Source organism: Wolbachia endosymbiont (group B) of Silvanus unidentatus, assembly GCF_964028615.1.
GTDB lineage: Bacteria > Pseudomonadota > Alphaproteobacteria > Rickettsiales > Anaplasmataceae > Wolbachia.
Genome location: NZ_OZ034795.1, coordinates 1,533,885 through 1,552,618 on the forward strand (window position 1 = coordinate 1,533,885; position 18,734 = coordinate 1,552,618).

The window sequence follows — 18,734 nt, forward strand, 5'->3', positions numbered from 1 at the left end:
ATAATTTAATACTTAAAGTATATAGTTTGACTGATAATAAATTAACTTTATGGCAATCAATAGAAGTTTTAACAAAAACCATATTGAACATGCAGAAAGAATTGAGTTTACTCAAGAATACAGCTTTAGACCAAGACGTCACTTTAGAAAAAGGGAAGGAGCTGTCAAGTGGTATCTATGAAGCAAATTTTAAGCTCAATAAGGCAATCAATATAGCTACTTTGCCAAAAATTGGCCATCGCATGCTCAGTGGCGAGTTAGTCATACTTAATCATATTACGAAAGAAGAAGTAAAGATTCCTAGAGATTTTCATTATCTTAAAGTTATTAAACTCAATCATGATGACTATAAACTAACGTTTTGTAATTTTTTAGGTAATGAGTTTTTTGAATATAAAAAGTATGATCCACAATATTCTGATCTTTCAGATGAATATAAATTCGTGGATTTTGGTAGTGTAAAAAAGACTAATAATCTAAAATTTAAGGAGTATGTTGGTCATGCACCTAAATTTTTTGCTGTAGAAGGTCTTATTGAGCCTGGATCTGAAAACCATGTAATTGATCTATTTGAGCTAGTCAGAGACGGTAAAGGCAGAAAAGTGGGAACCCTTGCTGATGAATTTGGTTATTTTGATGATCAAAATAAATTACACTACTATAATTATCACAAAAGTGCAGAAAGTAATACTTATGATCCTGAAAGCTTCAGTGTAAAAATGATAAATTTAGATGTGAAGAAAATTGATAAATTTCATCTTATTGCAGAACAAGGTGATATAATCATTCATACTATTTTGGAAAATTTAGACATATTTTAAAGTTTTTTTAGAGTTATTATAATTAGGTTATGGAAGTTGAATCAGTAAAAAACAAAAGTTATTTCAGGAAAGCAGTAGAATGGTATTGCCACAGATACCTGTTCTGCGTTGTAGAAAGATCTTGGATGGCGTTAATAACGTTACTTCTCTTAGTATGTTTATTTTTATCATTACTAAACATATACCTATTACTTCCTGTTAAAAAAGATTTAAATTTTGTGAAGTACACGAACCACACAGAAGATGAGTTTTCTACAATACATAAACTTAGTTTTAGTAAAAAAGAAGATGAATACACTTCCATAGCAAGGTACTTGGTAAGTCAATACGTCGAAGCATACGAGTCCTCTCAGATCGTTGAATCAAAGTATCAAGAAAATTTTATAAAAAACAATTCTATATATAAAATCTATCAAGACTTTCAGGAAAAAGTAAACAATGAAGCTGTTTCATCCACAAAAAAAATTACCAACATAAACGTAACAACACTATCTATTGACCGATCGATCAAGGACTTAGTTAAATTTGCTGGAAATGCCACTGTACTTTTTGCAGCTGAGCAAAATAAGAAAATGAAAGACTATGCTGTGGAGGTTAGCTTTACTTTATCAAACATGAAAGCAACTCTAACTGGTATAATACCATTTAAATTTATTGTTAACGGCTATAAATACAGCTGATTACATTTAAAAAATTACTTGGTAGCTAAAAAAATAACTAAAGTGCATACAGCAGTAACAACTGGAGGTAAAATTAGAAGCATTGGTGTCTTTTTAATAAAATAATTTCTAGAAGGTTTTAAGAAAAAGGCATTGTAAATTATCGGTAAGAAGTATAGAGCGTTGAGTATAGTACTGACAATTAACACCAGAGCTACAAATACAGAAAGTGTTACATTACTAGAGTTAAAAACAGCTTGAAAAATGAAAAATTTGCTCCAAAAAGTCGGAGCAGGTGGTACCCCTATCATGGACAATGCACCTATAGTAAATGCTATCATACTAATTGGCATACTACGTCCTATACCGTGAATTCTATCTATGTATTTCTCACCTGTTTTCGTTATTATTGCTCCAGCAGTGAAAAATAAAGTGATTTTTGCAAATGCGTGGCAAACTAATTGAAAAATTGCAATCCTCATGCTAAATTCACTAAAAATTGAAGCGAACAATATAATATATGACAACTGAGAGATAGTAGAATAAGCAAGCAATTTCTTTAATTCCTTTTGCTTTAATGCAATTAACGATGCAGTAATAATAGTAAATCCAGCAGCGTACGGAAGCCATCCTCCAGCAAACCAACTTTGCTGTGCAAAACGTTGCATATTATCGATGCCAAAAGTGTATAATATAACTTTGATGATGATGAACACTCCTGATTTCACAACAGCAACAGCATGTAGTAGTGCGCTTACAGGAGTTGGTGCAACCATTGCTTTTGGCAACCAAAAATGCATTGGCATTAATGCAGCTTTTCCTATTCCATAAATCAGCATAGCAAAACACACTGCAATAAAAGTTATGAACGAAGTATCAAACTTGAATATTCCACCTCTTACAAAGTCTAAAGTATGGAATTCATTATATAAGAGACCTATTGCAGGAAAAAATAACACTAAAGAAGAGAAAAATAGTAAACCAAAGTAATAGCGTCCTGCAATTACTGATTCATTTGTTGAGTTGTGAGTAATCAGAGGGTATGTACTAATAGTTAGAAGCTCGTAAAAGACAAATGTAGTGAGCAAATCTCCAGAAAAAGCAATAAACATTGCACAGCTAATCGCTATTGAAAAAAAGCATAGAAAACTCGAGTAGTTACTATCAGCATAGTTATTTCGCATATAACATATTGCATATATACTGGTTAGTACCCACAAAAATGATATTAATAAACTGAATATTGCTCCACTAGACTCTAACTTTAAACTAATATGCAAATTATTACCAAAGTCCATGAGAATAAATTGAGAATGATCACCATACACCAAATATAAAGTGCATAGAGATGTATACGCAAATAGAAGCATAGAAGAAACAACAGTAATGCTATTGTTCACTCTGGGCCATTTACTAGTAAAAGAAATAGCTAATGCACTTAAAAGTGGGATCAACGCAGTAATTAACAAATAATTCTCAGTAATAAAAAGTGGCAAGGAAAGAGATATTAAAACAAAATCCATTAAGTAATTCATCTTTCTGTTTAGGTAAAGCTAAAATTATATTCAAGTTATAGAGAATTTGCTATTTTTTAGTTGTATATCGGAAGTGTTAAATAAACCATACGCATCAAGTTAAGAAAAAGTGGCGTAAGGAAGAAAGGAAATAAGAAAAAACTATTTTATATATTAAGTAATAAGGTTAGTAATTTATAGATCTTTCTAAAAAATCATCTTATCCTAGATAAGAATTTCCTAAAAAAATAAATGTAACAAATAAAATGCCAATCTTAAATATTGCTATGTTTCACGATAGCTTCTTAATTTGGCACGTATGGTTTGTTAAACACTTCCAGAATTACTCAAAACCGCTACAGACTATATCTTTCTGTATAATCTTTAAATGCACCTCTATTGGAGTCAAAATGTAGCTTCACACTGCCAATTGGCCCGTTTCTTTGTTTTGCAATGATCAGCTCTGCAATATTTCTAATTTTCTCCATTTTCTCTTGCCACTCTCGATGTTTATTACTTCCTTCATTTGGTTGCTTTCTTAATTCATAATATTCTTCTCTATAGAGGAACATTACTATATCTGCATCCTGCTCTATGCTTCCTGAATCACGTAAATCAGAAAGTTGTGGTTTTTTATCATCCCTTTGCTCAACAGAACGAGAGAGCTGTGATAGTGCAACAATGGGAATATTTAGTTCCTTTGCAATTGCTTTTAAACCCTGCGTCACTTCTGAGATTTCTTGCACTCTATTTTCACTACTCCTTTTTGTTGTTCCTCGAATTAATTGCAGATAATCTATAAATACCACCTCTACATTGTATAGTTGATATAGCAGTCGTATTCTGGTACGAAGGGCACTAATTGATAGAGCAGGAGTATCGTCTATTATGAAAGGTAATTCTGATAGATCTGTACTAGCATTAATGAATTCATGTAATTCAAAATCACTAATTCTCCCAGTCAGTGCCTTATAATAACCAATGCCTGAATCTATAGTAATCAATCTTGCGGTTAATTGCTCTGCTGACATTTCAAGTGAGAAAAAAGCTACGTAGTGTTGTTTATCTGTTCTTTTTTGCAAAATCTTACAAGCGTTAAGTGCGATGTTCAGTGCCAATGCTGTCTTTCCCATTGAGGGCCTTGCAGCTATAATTAACAGATCAGATTTCTGCAAACCACCAAGAAGCTGGTTTAGATCTTGAAGTCCGGTTGTAATACCTAGAGCCTCTGGGTTATTCTTCAGCTTGCTAATCTTCTCAACCACATCTTTAATTGAACTTGCAAGCTTTATGTATGTTTTCTCACCTTGCTTTTTTACTGCTAAATTGAACAATTTTGTCATTGCTTGCTCAATTTGTACCTGTGCAGGATTTTCGATGTCATAGTTATAACTATCGTCAATTGTCTCTTGTCCGAGCTTGATTAAGCATCTTCTTAAATAAGTATCACGGATTATTCTGGTCAAGCTATAGATATCAAGAGCAATACTTGCCTTCGCTGCAAGCTTTGCTAGGTACTCAACTCCACCACATTCGGCAAATGCTTTATCATTTTCAAAAAACATCTTAAGGCTTAGTTCATTGGCAACTATGCCGTGTTTTCTGGTTTTAGATATCTGGGTAAAAATGCTTTGATGTAGTGGATCGTAGAAATTGTCTGCTGCAATTATATCTTCAACTGCATCACAAATTCTATTATCACGAATCATTGCACCAATGAGCATTTGCTCTGCTTCTAAATTATGTGGCAATTTACATATTTCTTCTCTTGAATTAATAAGGTTAACTAATTCATTCATTTTAAGTTTTTAGAGTAATGATTGATTATTGTAGAATATTCAATCTCGACTTAAAAGAGAAAAAATTTGACTAATCCTGTGTTGCTTATAGCATTAAAATAGGCCCCTGTGGTGGAATGGTAGACACGGCAGACTCAAAATCTGTTGCTTGCAAGAGCATGCTGGTTCAAGTCCGGCCAGGGGCACTCAAACATTGGAAAGTGCTTTATGTTACACAAGTTTTTTAATCGTTCATTTGCCATTCTTTCTTCTATAAATGCTATTCAAAGGATAAAGAAAGATGAAAATGGAATATGTTACGTAACGGGACTTAGACGCTATTTGTCAGTGCTGCTTGATTTAATCATCATCGTTTTATTTTTACAGTTTTGCGGTCAGGCCTTAAATCAACTCTTTATGAGCTCGGAGAGCAGTAAAATATTAGGCCAAATTGCTGCAAAATATCAAATGCAGGTGCCACTATCTGCAGAGGAAACAGCAATGCAGAGTAAACTAATAAAGTTACTAGTTCTAAATCAGATAGTTCAATTTATTATGCTTTTTAGTTATGTAGCATATATGTGGATAAGATTTGGCGCTACACCTGGAAAATTCTTACTTGGACTTAGAGTTGTGAATGCACAAACTTTTGAAAAATTGACTCTGAAACAAGCAACAAAGAGGTTTTTTTCCTTCATATTGTCAACTGCACCATTATTCTTGGGTTTTATATGGGCAAGTTTTGATAAACGTTGTCAAGCTTGGCACGATAAGATTGCAAACACAGTGGTTGTTACGAATAAAAGCCTTAAGCGTGATAGAGTAAATTAAGAAAATTTTATTAAATAAACGAATAATTTGACTAATTAACTAACTAATGATATACTAAATTAATTAAGCTTGTAGTGGTAAGGAATATGCGAAGTATCGTTTATGATCAAAATACGGATTCTCTTAGCGATAGCATGGTAAATATTGATTATGGTGAAATAAAAGCAGGACTAATAGGAGCACTCGAGAGTAGAAAAAATCAGCATCAAGGAGATCTTGAAAAATTAAACTCAGCTCTAAATCAAAGAGAGTATAGTGATCTAATTGAAATATGGAACAAGTTAGATTCAGATGCTGAGTTAAATGATGCTTCTACCCTTGCTGGCTTGATAGCAGGAAAAATTGCAGGATTTGATAGAGAACAATTGTTAGAAATGCTTGATTTTAGTAAGATTTCCTATGGTGATAGAGATAGGAAGCTAAAGAAAGATGGATACAAAACTAAAAGGCAGCTTGCAGAGGAAGGCTATCGAATTATACAATTTTTTGAAGATGAACGTACTGAAAATCAGTATTGCCCAGACGAAGATTATAAGCTAGAACAACGCAACTACGGTTATGATTTGATATGTAGCAATTCATGGAATCGAGATGCTGGTTATGTTTTTATTAAAGATAGGGAAGTAACTATAGCTTATCATGGCACTCGTGATGGGAGTGATTTTAAGACAGATCTTTATGCATATTTAACTAAGTTGCCATTTTCACCTGAAGGTGATAGTGTTCATTCTGGTTTCTACTCCTTATTCAAACGCTCTTGGCCCAGTGTACATAAGATATTAAAAGGATATGCTAATGATCAAGGGGTAAAAATCAAAGACTTGAAAATCAATGTTACAGGTCATAGCATGGGAGGTGCTCTTGCTAGTATAGCTGCTTTATGTCTTAATAAAACAGAAAATGCTGAAAATGTTCATGTTGCAACTTTTGGCTCCCCAAGAGTTTTCTACAAAGATGCTGCTAAAGTTTATAATGATGGGTGTCTTAGAAATAAAACTATTAGGGTAGCTTGTAGATCAGATAACATACCTTGTTTACCTCCTGGCGGTGGTCATGAGTATTATAAACATGTAGGTCAAGCATTAAAACTAGGAGTGAATGAAACTACATTTATTCCGGATGTAACGCTGCACTATCATAGATTGAACACCTACCGCAGTCTCATTAAGGATATCAAACAAGAAAACTTTAAATCAGACAATGTTTCATCTTGGTGGCGTTATCTTGCTTATCCTTTTGGTAAACTGTCATCTAATATTCCTGTAAAAATTTCTGAAGATAGCGACAAAGAATTCTTCAAAAAAGTCGAAGAAGAAAATGAAGACATAAAGCTTTCTGAAATATCAAAAGAATGTTCTCCAAGTTTAGAAAAGGAACTTAAACAAAAAGAGCAAGAAGTAGCTCAGCTTACTAACGACAAAACTCAATTAGAGAAAAGGTTAAAGAGTATACAACAAAGCTTGGCTGAAAAAACTAAAGAGCTAGATGATGAAAAAGGAAAATTAACACAAGAACAACAGAAGACTAGTAAACTCGATGGTCAAGTAGATCAACTTACTAAAGAACTTAAAGGGATAAAAGATCAGCTTGTAGGAAAGAAAGCAGAGCTGGATGAACAAACTAGAAAAGTAACCAAGCTTAACAGTACTATAGATGGGTTTAAGGAAACAAATGCTGAATTAGAAAGAAAGAATAGTAATCTGACTAGTCAACTGGAGAAATTTGCAGCAACAAACGCTAAGCTAGAAAAGAATGTTGGTAATCTGAACAATCAGTTTGCAGAAGAAAAGAAGGCACTGGAAGATTTGAAAGTTCAATCAGAACAAAATGAGAAAGAATTCAAGAAAAAAATAGAAGAGCTGAACAGTATAAAGCAAGATCAGGCTAGTAAAATAGCTGTTCTCACAGCAGAGATTACAGAGCTCAAGGAAGCAAAAACTAAGCTAGAAGGAAAGGCAGAATTTACAAGAAAAGAGCTGGAGGATACTCAAGCTCAACTCAAAGAGAGGGAGGAAGAGCTAGATATTGCAAAGAACAATGCTTCTCAATTGAAAGAAGAACTAAAACAAGCACAGCAAAGCTTAGCTGCAAAAACAAAGGAATTTGAAAACGTAGTTAACAAGTTGCAGAAAGGCTTGAATGAAAAAACTAGAGAAGCAGCTCAATTTGAAGAGGAAAATAGTAATTTAGCTAGTCAAGCAGGGGAGCTTAAAAGGAAATGTAAGCAAACAGAAGTTCAACTTGTAGCATCAAAGCAAAAATTAGCTGAAGAAACTAGTAAAGTCACGCAACTTAGCAAGGAATCTAATGAAGCAAAAGCTCAGCTTGAAGGGAAGAAAGAAGAGATTGGAAAGCTCAAAGTTCAGGTAACTCAACTTAAAAATGAAAATAACGACCTGAAGACAAGGCTACAGGAATCTGAAAATAAAAGTAAAGAACTAGAGAAGAATCTAAAGAAACAATCTGAAAGCAAAGATGAAGAGCTAAATGAAAAATTCTTGAAAGCAAGAATTTATAGTAAAAAGCAAGGTAATTACGCCTCTGTTTCTTTTGTATTATCTGGAGCATTTGCTGTTGGTACAAGTCTAACAATGGTTCATTTAGCAATGTGTGTTTCGCTTGCTGTAGCTGCATTAGCTTTTCTTGCAGTAGGATGTTACTGTTCTTATAAGGCAAATACCGCACTTAATAATGTTAAAATCGAAAATGATAGTTATAGAATAGCTGCTTGAGTATTAATTTAAATATTCTTCAGAGCTATAACTGCTTTTTCATGACGTTCTTCTGTAGTGCGAATAAAATCATCATAACCAAAGTTCATTATTGCTAGTTATTATACCATCACTTTAATTTGGTTGTGTTTTACTAAAAAAACTTTAGATTTATTTTGTAATCGATACTTAAATATAATGACACAATATTGGAATTTATTGCAGAAAGGCCAAAAGGAAGGCTATAAAATTGCGTATATCAATGCTCGTATTATCGACCCGGAAGCTAAACTTGATATAAAAGGTTCATTATTGACTGAAGGGGATAAAATTGTTGACTTTGGTGAATCATTATTTTCAAATGGAGTTCCAAATGGGGTTGATGAAACAATAGACTGTAAAGGGCTTGTTCTAATGCCAGGCCTTATTGACATTCACGTACATTTTCGTGAACCAGGTCAAGAGCATAAAGAAACTATACATACAGGCAGTAAATCTGCAGCTTCGGGAGGCGTTACAACTGTAGTTTGTCAGCCAAACACTGTTCCAGCGATTGATAGTGTTGTCTTGGCTCAGTATTTGAAATATAGAGCATTTGAAACTTCGCATGTGAATGTGGAATTTTACGCTAAAATCACCACTTCGGAAGAAAAATTAACTGAAATGGCACTCTTAAAGGAAGCAGGTGCAGTTGGTTTCACCGATGATGGTATGCCAGTTATGAATCCAATGATTATGAGACAGGCACTGCTTTATTCAAGTATGCTTGGTGTTCCTATTGCTCAACACGCAGAGGATTTAAATCTATCTGCTGGTGGCGCAATCAATGCAGGTAAAATTTCTGAAGAATTGGGAATAAAGGGAATCTTGAGTGCGTCAGAGTCGGTTATGGTAAATCGTGATATACTGCTAATGAAGGACATAGAAAATGTACACTACCATATTTTACATGTCTCTTCAAAAGATTCACTTGATGCTATTAAACGTGCAAAAGATTTGGGATTAAATGTTACATGTGAAGTAACTCCTCATCACTTTACTTTAACTGAAGATATAGTAAAACAACACGGAGCAATCGCAAAAATGAACCCGCCGCTTCGCACTGAAGAGGATCGTTTAGCTATGATTGAAGGTTTAAAGACAGGTGTGATTGATTGCATTGCAACCGATCATGCTCCGCATGATCTTAGTTCTAAAGATTTGCCACTTGAAAATGCTGCATTTGGTATTGTTGGCCTTGAAACAATGCTGCCCATTTCACTTGAACTATATCACAGTGGACAAATGGGTCTACTTGATGTGCTTGCAAAATTGACATATAAGCCTGCAGATATCATACATGTGCCACGTGGCCGCATACAGAAAAACCTTGCAGCGGACTTAATTTTAGTTGATTTGGATCATGAATGGAAAATTAAAGTTGACAACTTTGCTAGTAAATCAAAAAATTCCCCTTTCGATGGACGCAAAGTGAAAGGGCGCGTAATACGTACCGTTGTGTCTGGCAAAACTGTATATTTACAGAAGGATTAGTTATCATACAGTTGCGTTCTCAATTTCAATCAATTGTAAATATTCAATATAAGTGGTAAAATATAGCCACTGAATAAAAAATATATGCTAATTAGTACGACATCGGAGCTGGAGAATGCATGTGAAGAATTGATGGCAAAAGATCCAAAATTTATAGCAGTGGACACAGAGTTTATTAGAAACAATTTAACCTACTATCCTAGATTATCACTAATTCAAATTTCTTACGGAGAGAAGAGTTTTATTGTAGATGTGTTAGTACCGGGAATTGACTTATCGCTTATTAAGAAAATAATGCTGAATCGAGAAATAACCAAAGTTTTTCATAGTTGTCGGCAAGACATAGAATCCTTACTCACCGTGCTTAAATGTGTTCCTACTCCCATTTTTGATACCCAAGTTGCTGCTATGTTTTGTCATTATTATCACGACTTTATTGGTTATTCAAAAGTAGTAGAGCAATATCAGGGGGTAGCGCTGGATAAAATTAAAGCTAAAAATTCAGATTGGTTAAAACGGCCATTATCTGAGGATCAATTAGATTATGCAGTAAATGACGTGATACACCTATATGACCTACACCAAATATTGTGCAATAAACTTGAAGAAAATAATAGGATGGGCTGGTTTCAAGAAGAGATGGAATCAATAGTTGATGTCAATAAGTATTTGCATAATCCAAAAGATGCATGGAAGAGGATTAAATTTAATTATGAAGCAAATCCAAGGTTGATGTTAACTGTTAAAGCAGTTAGTGAGTGGCAAGAGACCTTAGCACAGCGTTACAATATAAATCGTAATAAGGTAGTCAATAATGCCGTAATAACTGGTTTAATTGAAAAAAACGTGGAACATATTGATGACATTTTAGATGACCTTAAGAGAAACACAAAAAATATAAAAGAGGAAGATTTATTAGAATTTATAGATATTTTCAATGAGAATGAGAAGGAATTTGTGCAGCAAAATTATACTCTGTCGGATAATTATGATAAATCTGTCTTTGATATACTCTCGATTATTTTAGAGAGCAAATGTAAGGAAAATAACATATCGAGAAAGTTAGTTTCGTCAAAAGATGAGTTAGCTGGATCAATATCTGGGAAGATAGATAAATTGTTCAAGGGATGGAGATATGATTTTTTCGGCAGATCAGTAGAATCGTTTTTGAATGCAGGCTCAAGGTTTGAAATTTTAATGGTAAAATCTGCTGATAGTACAGCTAAAATTCGGAGTAATCTTGTGGAGAATAACCGTATCACGTGTTGAGGTCTAACGAGTTTATTATATCTTTCACTTGAGAAAGAACATTTGCGCTGGTATCGATGATAAAGTCGCTCATTTGCTTTTTTTCTTCAATAGGGAGCTGAATACTAGACATTAGATCCAGCTTTTTTTTATCCATATTACGCTCACTAAGCCTTTGAGCTTGTACAGTGCTATCTGCATGGATGAAAGCAATAAAATCGCAATATGAGCGGAATCTCGTTTCCAGCAGTAGTGGAATGTCTAGAACTAGAAGTTTTCTGTTGTTTTCTTTCTCATGAGCAATAAAAAATTCTAATTCATTTTGCACAGCGGAATGTACTAAAGACTGGAATTGCTTCCAATTTTCATCATAAGCTAAAAAATATTTAGATAATACTGTTCTATCTATTTTTCCATTTACTATCACCCCAGAAAATTTTTCTTCTGCGTAACTTATTATGTTTTTGTTTACTTTATAAAGCTGGTGCACGACAGAGTCGGCATCAAACAAAGCGGCACCAAATTCTTTAAAGCAATTGGCTACAAAGCTCTTTCCAACTGCAATCCCACCTGTTAAACCTATGATCATATAGCAAATTTCTTATAAAACTATATTTATAGCATCTCCTATGCCTATTTAAAACTGAATGCATAGGTATAAAAAAGAAAAGCTATTATTTTTTTAGTAATTAAGTAAAATAGAATGAAAGATTAAGAGGAAATTTTGAAAAATAAGATAAAAAAGATAGTGATTTCAGGAAAAGAAGTGTGGCCAATCATCGAGGGCGGCAAAGGCATTGCAATTAGTGATGGAAGATCAAGTGGAGCATTCGCTGCAGCAGATGCTGTTGGTACGTTTTCTGGTGCAAATGCTAAACTTATCGATGACAATGGCGAGTTGGTACCACTAATTTATAAAGGTAAAACAAGAAATGAAAAGCACGAAGAGTTAATTAAGTATAGTATTGAGGCTGGAGTTAGTCAAGCAAAAATAGCGAATGAAACATCAAAGGGCCGTGGAAGAATACATATGAACGTGCTTTGGGAAATGGGAGCAGCAGAACAAGTCCTTCATGGCATATTAGAAAAAGCAAAAGGCTTAGTTCATGGCATCACTTGCGGTGCTGGTATGCCTTACAGACTCGGAGAAATTGCAGCTAAATATCAAGTTTATTATTACCCCATTATCTCATCAGCACGTGCTTTTAAAGCGTTGTGGAAACGTGCTTACCAAAAAATATCTTCTTTTTTACTTGGTGGAGTAGTATATGAGGATCCGTGGCTTGCTGGTGGTCACAATGGCTTAAGTAATAGTGAGGACCCGGAATTACCACAGGCTCCATTTGAAAGAGTTGCAGAGCTTAGATCTTTCATGAACGAGGTTGGTCTTGCTGAAACGCCAATTGTTATGGCGGGGGGAGTGTGGAATTTGAAGGATTGGGAACATTGGTTTGACAATTTACAAATCGGACCAATAGCTTTTCAGTTTGGCACTCGTCCACTTTTAACAAAAGAAAGTCCGATTTCTACGGAGTGGAAAAAGAAATTACTCACTTTAGAAGAAGGTGATGTATTTTTAAATAAATTCAGTCCAACGGGGTTTTACTCATCTGCAGTAAAAAATAACTTCATACATGAGCTACAGGAACGAAATTCACGTCAAATGAAATTTTCAGAAAGTGTGAGTGGAGAGTTTAATAATGAGTTTGCAATGGGTAGCAGAGGTAGAAAGATTTACCTCACTGCAAAAGACAAAGAGCTAGCAAATGCATGGATTAAAGCAGGGTATACAGAGGTAATGAAAACTCCAGATACAACTGTTATTTTTGTGACACCAGGCAAATTTGCGGAAATAAGACAAGATCAAATTAATTGCATGGGATGTTTAAGCCATTGTCTGTTTAGCAATTGGAAAGATCATGGTGACCATTCAACAGGGCGAAAGCCAGACCCACGGAGTTTCTGTATACAAAAGACACTGCAAAACATTGTACATGACGGCAATGTTGAAAATGAACTCATGTTTTCTGGACACAATGTGTACAGATTTAAGCAAGACCCATTTTATGAGAATGGCTACGTACCGACAGTAAAAGAATTGGTGGAAAGGATATTAACTGGGTATTAGGGTATGGTTGAATTGACAAGAAAACGTTACTCTGTTATAATAATTCTTTATTAATTTAATCTTAATTCTGGGGGAATTTTTATGCGTGATAGTGTTTTAAAAAGGTATGCACTTGCCTATATAAAAGAAAATGGCAGTGACAATGGTGTTCAAGAATTTTTATGTTTTTGTGCTATGCAAAATATTGAGAACTGGAGTGATAAAATTTTTGAAGATACGTATAAGGGATTTAAGCGCAGTAATCCAACTAATGATCAGCACAGTACAGAATATGATAGAAGCAATAGGCAACAAACTACAGGCCCTCAAGTCACGCACGTACATATAAACGATAATAGAGGTTTAGATTTTTGGGATTATTTACTACTTAGCAACCTGTTTGGTGGTCGTACTACAGTTATAAATAACCCTGGTTTTGATACTGTTAGCTACCAAAGCAGAGAAGATAAGAAAAAAGACTCAGAAGACAGCAGGAAATTATTAGCTTTAGGGATAGTAGCTGTAGTTGCGTGTGTTGCTTTCCATGCTTTAATGTGTGTTTGGTACAACAGCAGCGAAAAAACGGCTAGAAAGTCAGAAAAAATAGATTATCTAGATAGTCAACTTAAAATGTTCAAAAATATAGAATTTGCAGTTGGTGCAATTTCTTTAGCAGCTTTGATAGGTTGCGCTATTAACCCAGTCTTACCAGTTTGGGGTTTAGTCATTCTTGGCATTAATTCTCTTGTGTGTCTTGCTGGTGGTGTGGCTTTTCATATGAAACATAAGAAAGAGTCAGAAAATATTAAGAAGGCTGAAGAAGCGGTAATTAACTATCATAAATCAGAACCTGGATATGATTTGGGAGATTCTTCTAATCTTGAACCACCACCTCCTTACTCTCCTCAAGATCCTAATACTGCTCCAAGTGCTCCTTCTTATGATGGCACACCTGGGTATGCATTTGGTGATCCTAATGCGACACAACAGTTTGGAGGTTGTGCTGCTAAACCATAAGTTACTAATCGAGGATACCGCTGCAACGCGCAGCGGTATAATGGATTTTCAGATTGCTTGTCTGGTAGGATATGTATTGATTTTTATTACTAGTGCAGATACGATAAAGCTTTAAACTAGTACAAAATGGAGCAATTTGAGAGCTTTTACATCACTACGCCAATATATTACGTAAACGACAAGCCACATATCGGCCACGCATATACTTCCCTTATCTGTGATGTTGCAGCTAGATTTATGAAATTAGCTGGAAAGAACGTCAAATTTACTACTGGTACAGATGAACATGGACAAAAAATTGAAAAAGCAGCTAAAACAAAGGGAATAGAGCCAAAAGAATTTACAGATGAAATAAGTGTTACGTTCAGAAAATTAGCTGAGCTAATGAACTTTGATTATGATGATTTTATTCGCACCACAGAAGAACGTCATGAAAAAGCAGTTATAGCTCTGTGGAATAGGCTTGAAGAGAGAGGGCAAATATATCTGGATTCTTACTCAGGTTGGTATTCAGTTCGTGATGAAGCGTTTTATCAGGAATCAGAGTTGATATATGGCAGAGCGCCAACAGGTGCTGAAGTTCAGTGGATAAAAGAAGAGAGCTACTTTTTTCGTTTATCAAGTTGGCAAAATAAATTACTAGAGTTATACGAAAATCAGCCGAATTTCATCTTTCCTGAGAGCAGAAAAAACGAGGTGGTATCGTTTGTAAAATCAGGACTTACTGACCTTTCGATTTCTCGTACTAGTTTTAATTGGGGAATAAAAGTACCAGAGAATGACAAGCACGTAATTTATGTTTGGATAGATGCGCTCACTAACTATCTCACATCAATAGGCTTTCCTAATATAGAAGATGAGGAATATAAGAAGTTTTGGACAAACTCCTTCAACGTTCATGTGATCGGTAAAGACATATTGCGTTTTCACGCTGTATACTGGCCAGCTATTCTTCTTGCAGCAGATTTACCACTGCCAAAGCAAATTGCAGTTCATGGTTGGTGGCTAAACGAGGGGGAAAAAATATCCAAATCCCTTGGTAACGTTATAGATCCAATTAATCTTGCAGAAGAGTTTGGTGTTGATCAACTACGCTATTTTCTCCTTCGGGAAGCAAGTTTCGGTCAAGATGGTAATTTCAGTAAGAAGAACATGATCAGCCGCATAAACTCAGAGCTGGCAAACAATATAGGCAATTTAGTGCAAAGAACAATTTCATTTCTGCACAAGCAATGCTTTGGAGTTGTACCAGTGGTCGACCGCAATTTGCTTAAAGATGATGAGAGTTTACCAAATTGCAAAGCCATAATTGATCAAGTAATGGATCATCTATCAAAGTATGAATTTAACCAGATTATACTCCTGATTATCAATATCTCTTCCAAGGCCAATGCTTACATAGATAAAAGTGCACCCTGGACACTCAGTAAAACCGATAGAGAGCGCATGGATTTAGTAATCTACAAGTTACTTGAATACATTAGAATGATTGGCATTTTGCTGCAGCCAATTGTTCCAAAGTCAGCAAAAATGATACTCGATCAGTTGCAAATTCCAAAAGAACAACGTGATTTAAAATCTCTGTGCAACGCATGTGTAAGCTTAGGCATTACACTGCCTAAACCTACGCCGATTTTTTTGAGGTTTGATATTTAAAGAACCCTTAGTAAACCAGGCTGAATTGGTCGTTGTGTAGTTAATTTGCTTAGTTCAACAGAATCTAACAAAGGTACCTTGCTGTTTTGATGTGTTTATACCGTTGTCTACTTTGGAAGAAATGACTTTATTTTTGTTTTGATCAAGCTGCTTTATGATCTCGGCTACAGGAGGATTTGATGAATCTTCTACCTCACCTGGTTTTGTTGAATGAAGAAGCTGAATATGGATAATTATCCCTATTCTTCATTTTCTCTTGTTTTATATTATCACACTGAAAAGACATAGAATCTTGGGATGTATCCCACTCTTCATCATCAGATACATTACTACTATTGCTCAATAAATTATTACTAGGGCTATTTAGTAATGGATTTTCACTGGACATTATATTCTTTAATACTATTGATAAGTTTAGCGGTTGTACGGGTTTCTTTAGCTCTTTATTGGACGTGTTATTTGGTTCTATAAGTGATTCTTCCAAACTACAAAGAGAATCATCTTGTTTGTCTAAGGAATCTAGCTCTTCATCTTGAAAACCACTTTTATTTCTTTGCTTTAGAACTTTGCTTTTCAAACCCTCATTCATATAATTTCCTTGTTGAATACTCTCACTATTGTTTTGCTCTTTGTCAGTTTTTTGATTTTCAACTTTCCTTATTTGATGTACTTCTTTGTTTCGCGATTGTACGTCGCTCTCTTGCTTTTCAGCAACACTTTCCTCCTCTTGTTTTTGAGGTATTTTTAAACCATCCTTTGGAACTGGCTTCAAAATAACACCTTCTCTTATCTGCGCAAACAGAGCAGAACGATCATGCTCAGATTCATTAGCATTTTTTGGTGCACAATTCTTAGGTTTCTCCGTATACTTGGAAGCTGTAGGAGGAGGTGGTAGTGGTGCAGCATTTTGTGGCAATGGAGGAGGTGGTGGTGGCGGTGCACTGGATGTTCCAAGCGTTACTGAAAGTGATGATGTATGAGTATTGCTGTGTTCAAGTCCTTTTGCTTTCTGTAAATCTTGTGATTGTTTTCTACCAGGATCAACTCCTTTCTCGCTGTTTATTGCAGAAAGGTGTGAATTGATAAGATATGCAGCTAAGCTCAACATAACCAATGCAGAAACAAAAGCAATAACTGCAGAAGACACTGGCACTGCAGCACTACTTAATACCTCTAAAATGATGAAACACGTGTATACTCCAGCTACAGTACTGGATGTACATAATAATAAAATAGCAATTGAATATTTTAAGCCAGTTGCCTTTTTTTGTTCTGCTACAGATGACTTTTGATTTTCACTATCAGAGTGTACACCATTATGTTGTTCAGTCATAGGTTTTTTCGGCATAACCTGTTTAGTATTGCTTCTATCATTTTTAGTTTTGTCACTCGCATTATCTTCTTCTTTATGATTGAGCGCTATTTCTGGATTCTTAACATGAATACTATTCTTGCTTCCTTCATCTGCAGTTTCGCTATTTACATTATGTTCTTCTTGTTTTTTCTTAAATAGTGGATTTTCTGCAAAATTAAGAGATGATTGTTGAACAGGACTCTTAGATTGATCTCTTCTTGGCTTATTGCCACTGCTGCTTTTTTCTGCAGTAACACTAGGAGATTTTCCATCTTTATCGTTATTTTTCGCTGGCTTCCGATTTTTTTCCCAATTTGCAGGTGGTGGAGGTGGGGGTGGTGGCGGAGCTGATGATGGTGTGTTACTATTAGATAAATCATTAGTAAGCATTTTTCTTCCTTATTATTAATATTATATTAATGATAATTAAATTATTAGTACTTGTCAATAATTTATGAGTAAGTTAATACTAAGATAATATATAATAAAAAGAAAAGAGAGAGGAGCAGTCTTCTAAGAAGAAATAGAAGCTGTTTTAAACCTCAAGTCATCACTTTGTTACTACAGCACATTATCGATGTTTTGGTATTCAGAATCATAAAAATAGCTTAGTGTTAGCTATTTTTAGATAACCTCTCTTAAACAATTGATATTTTACAGTGTTTTTGGTAAAATAATAGCTTAAGGCTTAGAATAAAAGTTTATGAGTGAAGCACAAGGTCCAAATATTGCAGAATGGCAGGCACAGCAGCAACACCAGGAAGCCGCTAGTGAGAAAAGTGGTTTCGGTCTTGGTCATAGTGACTCTGTTGCAACAATTGTGGATGGAATGAAGTGGATGTTCAACTTTCATGAAGGAGCAATTGCTGCTTATAATAATGTGTTTGAAGGTTTGGTAAGTGGTAGCAGTCTAGTAACGTTATTTGGGAAATCAGGTAATATGTTTGGCATAAAATTTCTTGAAAGTCTTGCTGAATATTTTTCAGGTGGAGGTGGAGAAGATATGCCATCAGAAGGAATGGGTATGGACTACGGTGATGAGGGGCATCATCCGGATGATTATCCCCACTCTAACAATGAAATAGCTCAAAGTGCTGATACTTGTGATGAAAAATAGATCAGCAAATTTTCAATCAACAACAGCTAAAGACCTTTCTGCAACGTTGATTTCTCTTATATCTGTAACTTCGTCATTCTGATTAAACGAAATTTGCAGAGACTTACTACTGTACTTCCTTTTTCCTAAGAAGTTAGCTTGTTTAATTTTATATGAGACATAGTACCAAACATTTTCGTCGAACTTTGATACTAGTGTTGGCGATCCTAAAGTATGAACCACTTTTTCTCTATCATCACCTACTTGTATTTTGCTCCACAGTTCAATATTAATGCCAGGAACTCCGTGATTGTGAATAGTGTGAGTGCAGCTCACTGTAAATAATAAAATAAAAGATATTAATACTCGCATTTCGTCAATTAATTATTTGAAATCATAATACACTGAT

At 34.8% G+C, this 18,734-nt stretch carries 14 protein-coding genes, 1 tRNA gene and 1 pseudogene; 11 read left to right on the forward strand and 5 right to left on the reverse strand.

All coding sequences use genetic code 11. The features are described from left to right. Positions 1-26: 26 nt before the first annotated feature. A complete protein-coding gene (locus ABWU65_RS07310; RefSeq protein WP_214303399.1) occupies positions 27-821 on the forward strand; it encodes a hypothetical protein in 795 nt (264 codons plus the stop codon). A gap of 29 nt (positions 822-850) precedes the next feature. Then, positions 851-1,501, forward strand: coding sequence for a VirB8/TrbF family protein (locus tag ABWU65_RS07315; RefSeq protein WP_007302720.1), 651 nt, complete (start codon positions 851-853; stop codon positions 1,499-1,501). Positions 1,502-1,515: 14 nt separating this feature from the next. On the opposite strand, the gene ABWU65_RS07320 is transcribed toward ABWU65_RS07315, so the two are convergent. Together ABWU65_RS07320 and ABWU65_RS07325 are read right to left on the reverse strand one after the other, a co-directional pair. Continuing rightward, positions 1,516-3,015, reverse strand: a complete 1,500-nt coding sequence (locus tag ABWU65_RS07320) for a proton-conducting transporter membrane subunit (RefSeq protein WP_372436128.1) — start codon at positions 3,013-3,015, stop codon at positions 1,516-1,518. Between the two features lie 335 nt (positions 3,016-3,350). Continuing rightward, positions 3,351-4,793: a replicative DNA helicase gene (locus tag ABWU65_RS07325; RefSeq protein ID WP_007302722.1), complete on the reverse strand. Its 1,443-nt coding sequence runs from the start codon at positions 4,791-4,793 to the stop codon at positions 3,351-3,353. Positions 4,794-4,895: 102 nt separating this feature from the next. On the opposite strand from ABWU65_RS07325, the gene ABWU65_RS07330 reads away from it, so the two are divergent. From ABWU65_RS07330 to ABWU65_RS07350, 5 genes are all read left to right on the forward strand, one after another. After that, a tRNA-Leu gene (locus ABWU65_RS07330) sits at positions 4,896-4,978 on the forward strand. Between the two features lie 22 nt (positions 4,979-5,000). Then, the gene (locus ABWU65_RS07335) at positions 5,001-5,603 is read left to right on the forward strand and encodes an RDD family protein (RefSeq protein WP_353280566.1); all 603 of its coding nucleotides are present in this window, start codon (positions 5,001-5,003) and stop codon (positions 5,601-5,603) included. Positions 5,604-5,689: 86 nt separating this feature from the next. After that, positions 5,690-8,335, forward strand: coding sequence for a lipase family protein (locus ABWU65_RS07340; RefSeq protein ID WP_353280568.1), 2,646 nt, complete (start codon positions 5,690-5,692; stop codon positions 8,333-8,335). Between the two features lie 177 nt (positions 8,336-8,512). Beyond that, on the forward strand, positions 8,513-9,847 hold the full coding sequence (locus ABWU65_RS07345) for a dihydroorotase (RefSeq protein WP_353280570.1): 1,335 nt from the start codon (positions 8,513-8,515) through the stop codon (positions 9,845-9,847). Positions 9,848-9,931: 84 nt separating this feature from the next. After that, positions 9,932-11,116, forward strand: coding sequence for a ribonuclease D (locus ABWU65_RS07350; RefSeq protein ID WP_012481740.1), 1,185 nt, complete (start codon positions 9,932-9,934; stop codon positions 11,114-11,116). Here the strand turns inward: ABWU65_RS07350 and coaE are convergent. Continuing rightward, positions 11,106-11,684, reverse strand: coding sequence for a dephospho-CoA kinase (coaE, locus tag ABWU65_RS07355; RefSeq protein ID WP_353280572.1), 579 nt, complete (start codon positions 11,682-11,684; stop codon positions 11,106-11,108). The genes ABWU65_RS07350 and coaE overlap by 11 nt on opposite strands. 135 nt (positions 11,685-11,819) lie before the next feature. Between coaE and ABWU65_RS07360 the strand changes: the two genes are divergently transcribed. The 3 genes from ABWU65_RS07360 (at position 11,820) to metG (ending at position 15,875) form a co-directional block, all read left to right on the forward strand. Next, positions 11,820-13,223: an NAD(P)H-dependent flavin oxidoreductase gene (locus ABWU65_RS07360; RefSeq protein WP_353280574.1), complete on the forward strand. Its 1,404-nt coding sequence runs from the start codon at positions 11,820-11,822 to the stop codon at positions 13,221-13,223. 81 nt (positions 13,224-13,304) lie between these two features. Further along, positions 13,305-14,219 carry a hypothetical protein gene (locus tag ABWU65_RS07365; protein WP_007302731.1) on the forward strand — a complete coding sequence of 305 codons (915 nt, stop codon included), beginning with the start codon at positions 13,305-13,307 and terminating at the stop codon, positions 14,217-14,219. A 126-nt stretch (positions 14,220-14,345) separates the two neighbouring features. Continuing rightward, positions 14,346-15,875 carry a methionine--tRNA ligase gene (gene metG, locus ABWU65_RS07370; protein WP_012481739.1) on the forward strand — a complete coding sequence of 510 codons (1,530 nt, stop codon included), beginning with the start codon at positions 14,346-14,348 and terminating at the stop codon, positions 15,873-15,875. 193 nt (positions 15,876-16,068) lie between these two features. Here the strand turns inward: metG and ABWU65_RS07375 are convergent, their stop codons facing one another. Further along, a complete protein-coding gene (locus ABWU65_RS07375; protein ID WP_353280576.1) occupies positions 16,069-17,619 on the reverse strand; it encodes a WH2 domain-containing protein in 1,551 nt (516 codons plus the stop codon). Positions 17,620-17,932: 313 nt separating this feature from the next. Between ABWU65_RS07375 and ABWU65_RS07380 the strand changes: the two are divergent. Continuing rightward, a pseudogene (locus ABWU65_RS07380) lies at positions 17,933-18,328 on the forward strand (hypothetical protein); the annotation flags it as partial. Between the two features lie 30 nt (positions 18,329-18,358). Here ABWU65_RS07380 and ABWU65_RS07385 read toward each other — a convergent pair. Then, the gene (locus ABWU65_RS07385) at positions 18,359-18,697 is read right to left on the reverse strand and encodes an outer membrane protein assembly factor BamE (RefSeq protein ID WP_007302809.1); all 339 of its coding nucleotides are present in this window, start codon (positions 18,695-18,697) and stop codon (positions 18,359-18,361) included. Between the last annotated feature and the right edge of the window lie 37 nt (positions 18,698-18,734).

Excerpts from the sequence above, each read along its gene's own strand:
- ABWU65_RS07375 (WP_353280576.1), bottom strand. The coding sequence starts at position 17,619 with ATGCTTACTAATGATTTATCTAATAGTAACACACCATCATCAGCTCCG.
- ABWU65_RS07325 (WP_007302722.1), bottom strand. The coding sequence starts at position 4,793 with ATGAATGAATTAGTTAACCTTATTAATTCAAGAGAAGAAATATGTAAA.
- ABWU65_RS07340 (WP_353280568.1), top strand. The coding sequence starts at position 5,690 with ATGCGAAGTATCGTTTATGATCAAAATACGGATTCTCTTAGCGATAGC.
- ABWU65_RS07350 (WP_012481740.1), top strand. The coding sequence starts at position 9,932 with ATGCTAATTAGTACGACATCGGAGCTGGAGAATGCATGTGAAGAATTG.
- ABWU65_RS07385 (WP_007302809.1), bottom strand. The coding sequence starts at position 18,697 with ATGCGAGTATTAATATCTTTTATTTTATTATTTACAGTGAGCTGCACT.
- ABWU65_RS07365 (WP_007302731.1), top strand. The coding sequence starts at position 13,305 with ATGCGTGATAGTGTTTTAAAAAGGTATGCACTTGCCTATATAAAAGAA.
- coaE (WP_353280572.1), bottom strand. The coding sequence starts at position 11,684 with ATGATCATAGGTTTAACAGGTGGGATTGCAGTTGGAAAGAGCTTTGTA.
- ABWU65_RS07345 (WP_353280570.1), top strand. The coding sequence starts at position 8,513 with ATGACACAATATTGGAATTTATTGCAGAAAGGCCAAAAGGAAGGCTAT.
- ABWU65_RS07335 (WP_353280566.1), top strand. The coding sequence starts at position 5,001 with ATGTTACACAAGTTTTTTAATCGTTCATTTGCCATTCTTTCTTCTATA.
- ABWU65_RS07320 (WP_372436128.1), bottom strand. The coding sequence starts at position 3,015 with ATGAATTACTTAATGGATTTTGTTTTAATATCTCTTTCCTTGCCACTT.
- metG (WP_012481739.1), top strand. The coding sequence starts at position 14,346 with ATGGAGCAATTTGAGAGCTTTTACATCACTACGCCAATATATTACGTA.
- ABWU65_RS07315 (WP_007302720.1), top strand. The coding sequence starts at position 851 with ATGGAAGTTGAATCAGTAAAAAACAAAAGTTATTTCAGGAAAGCAGTA.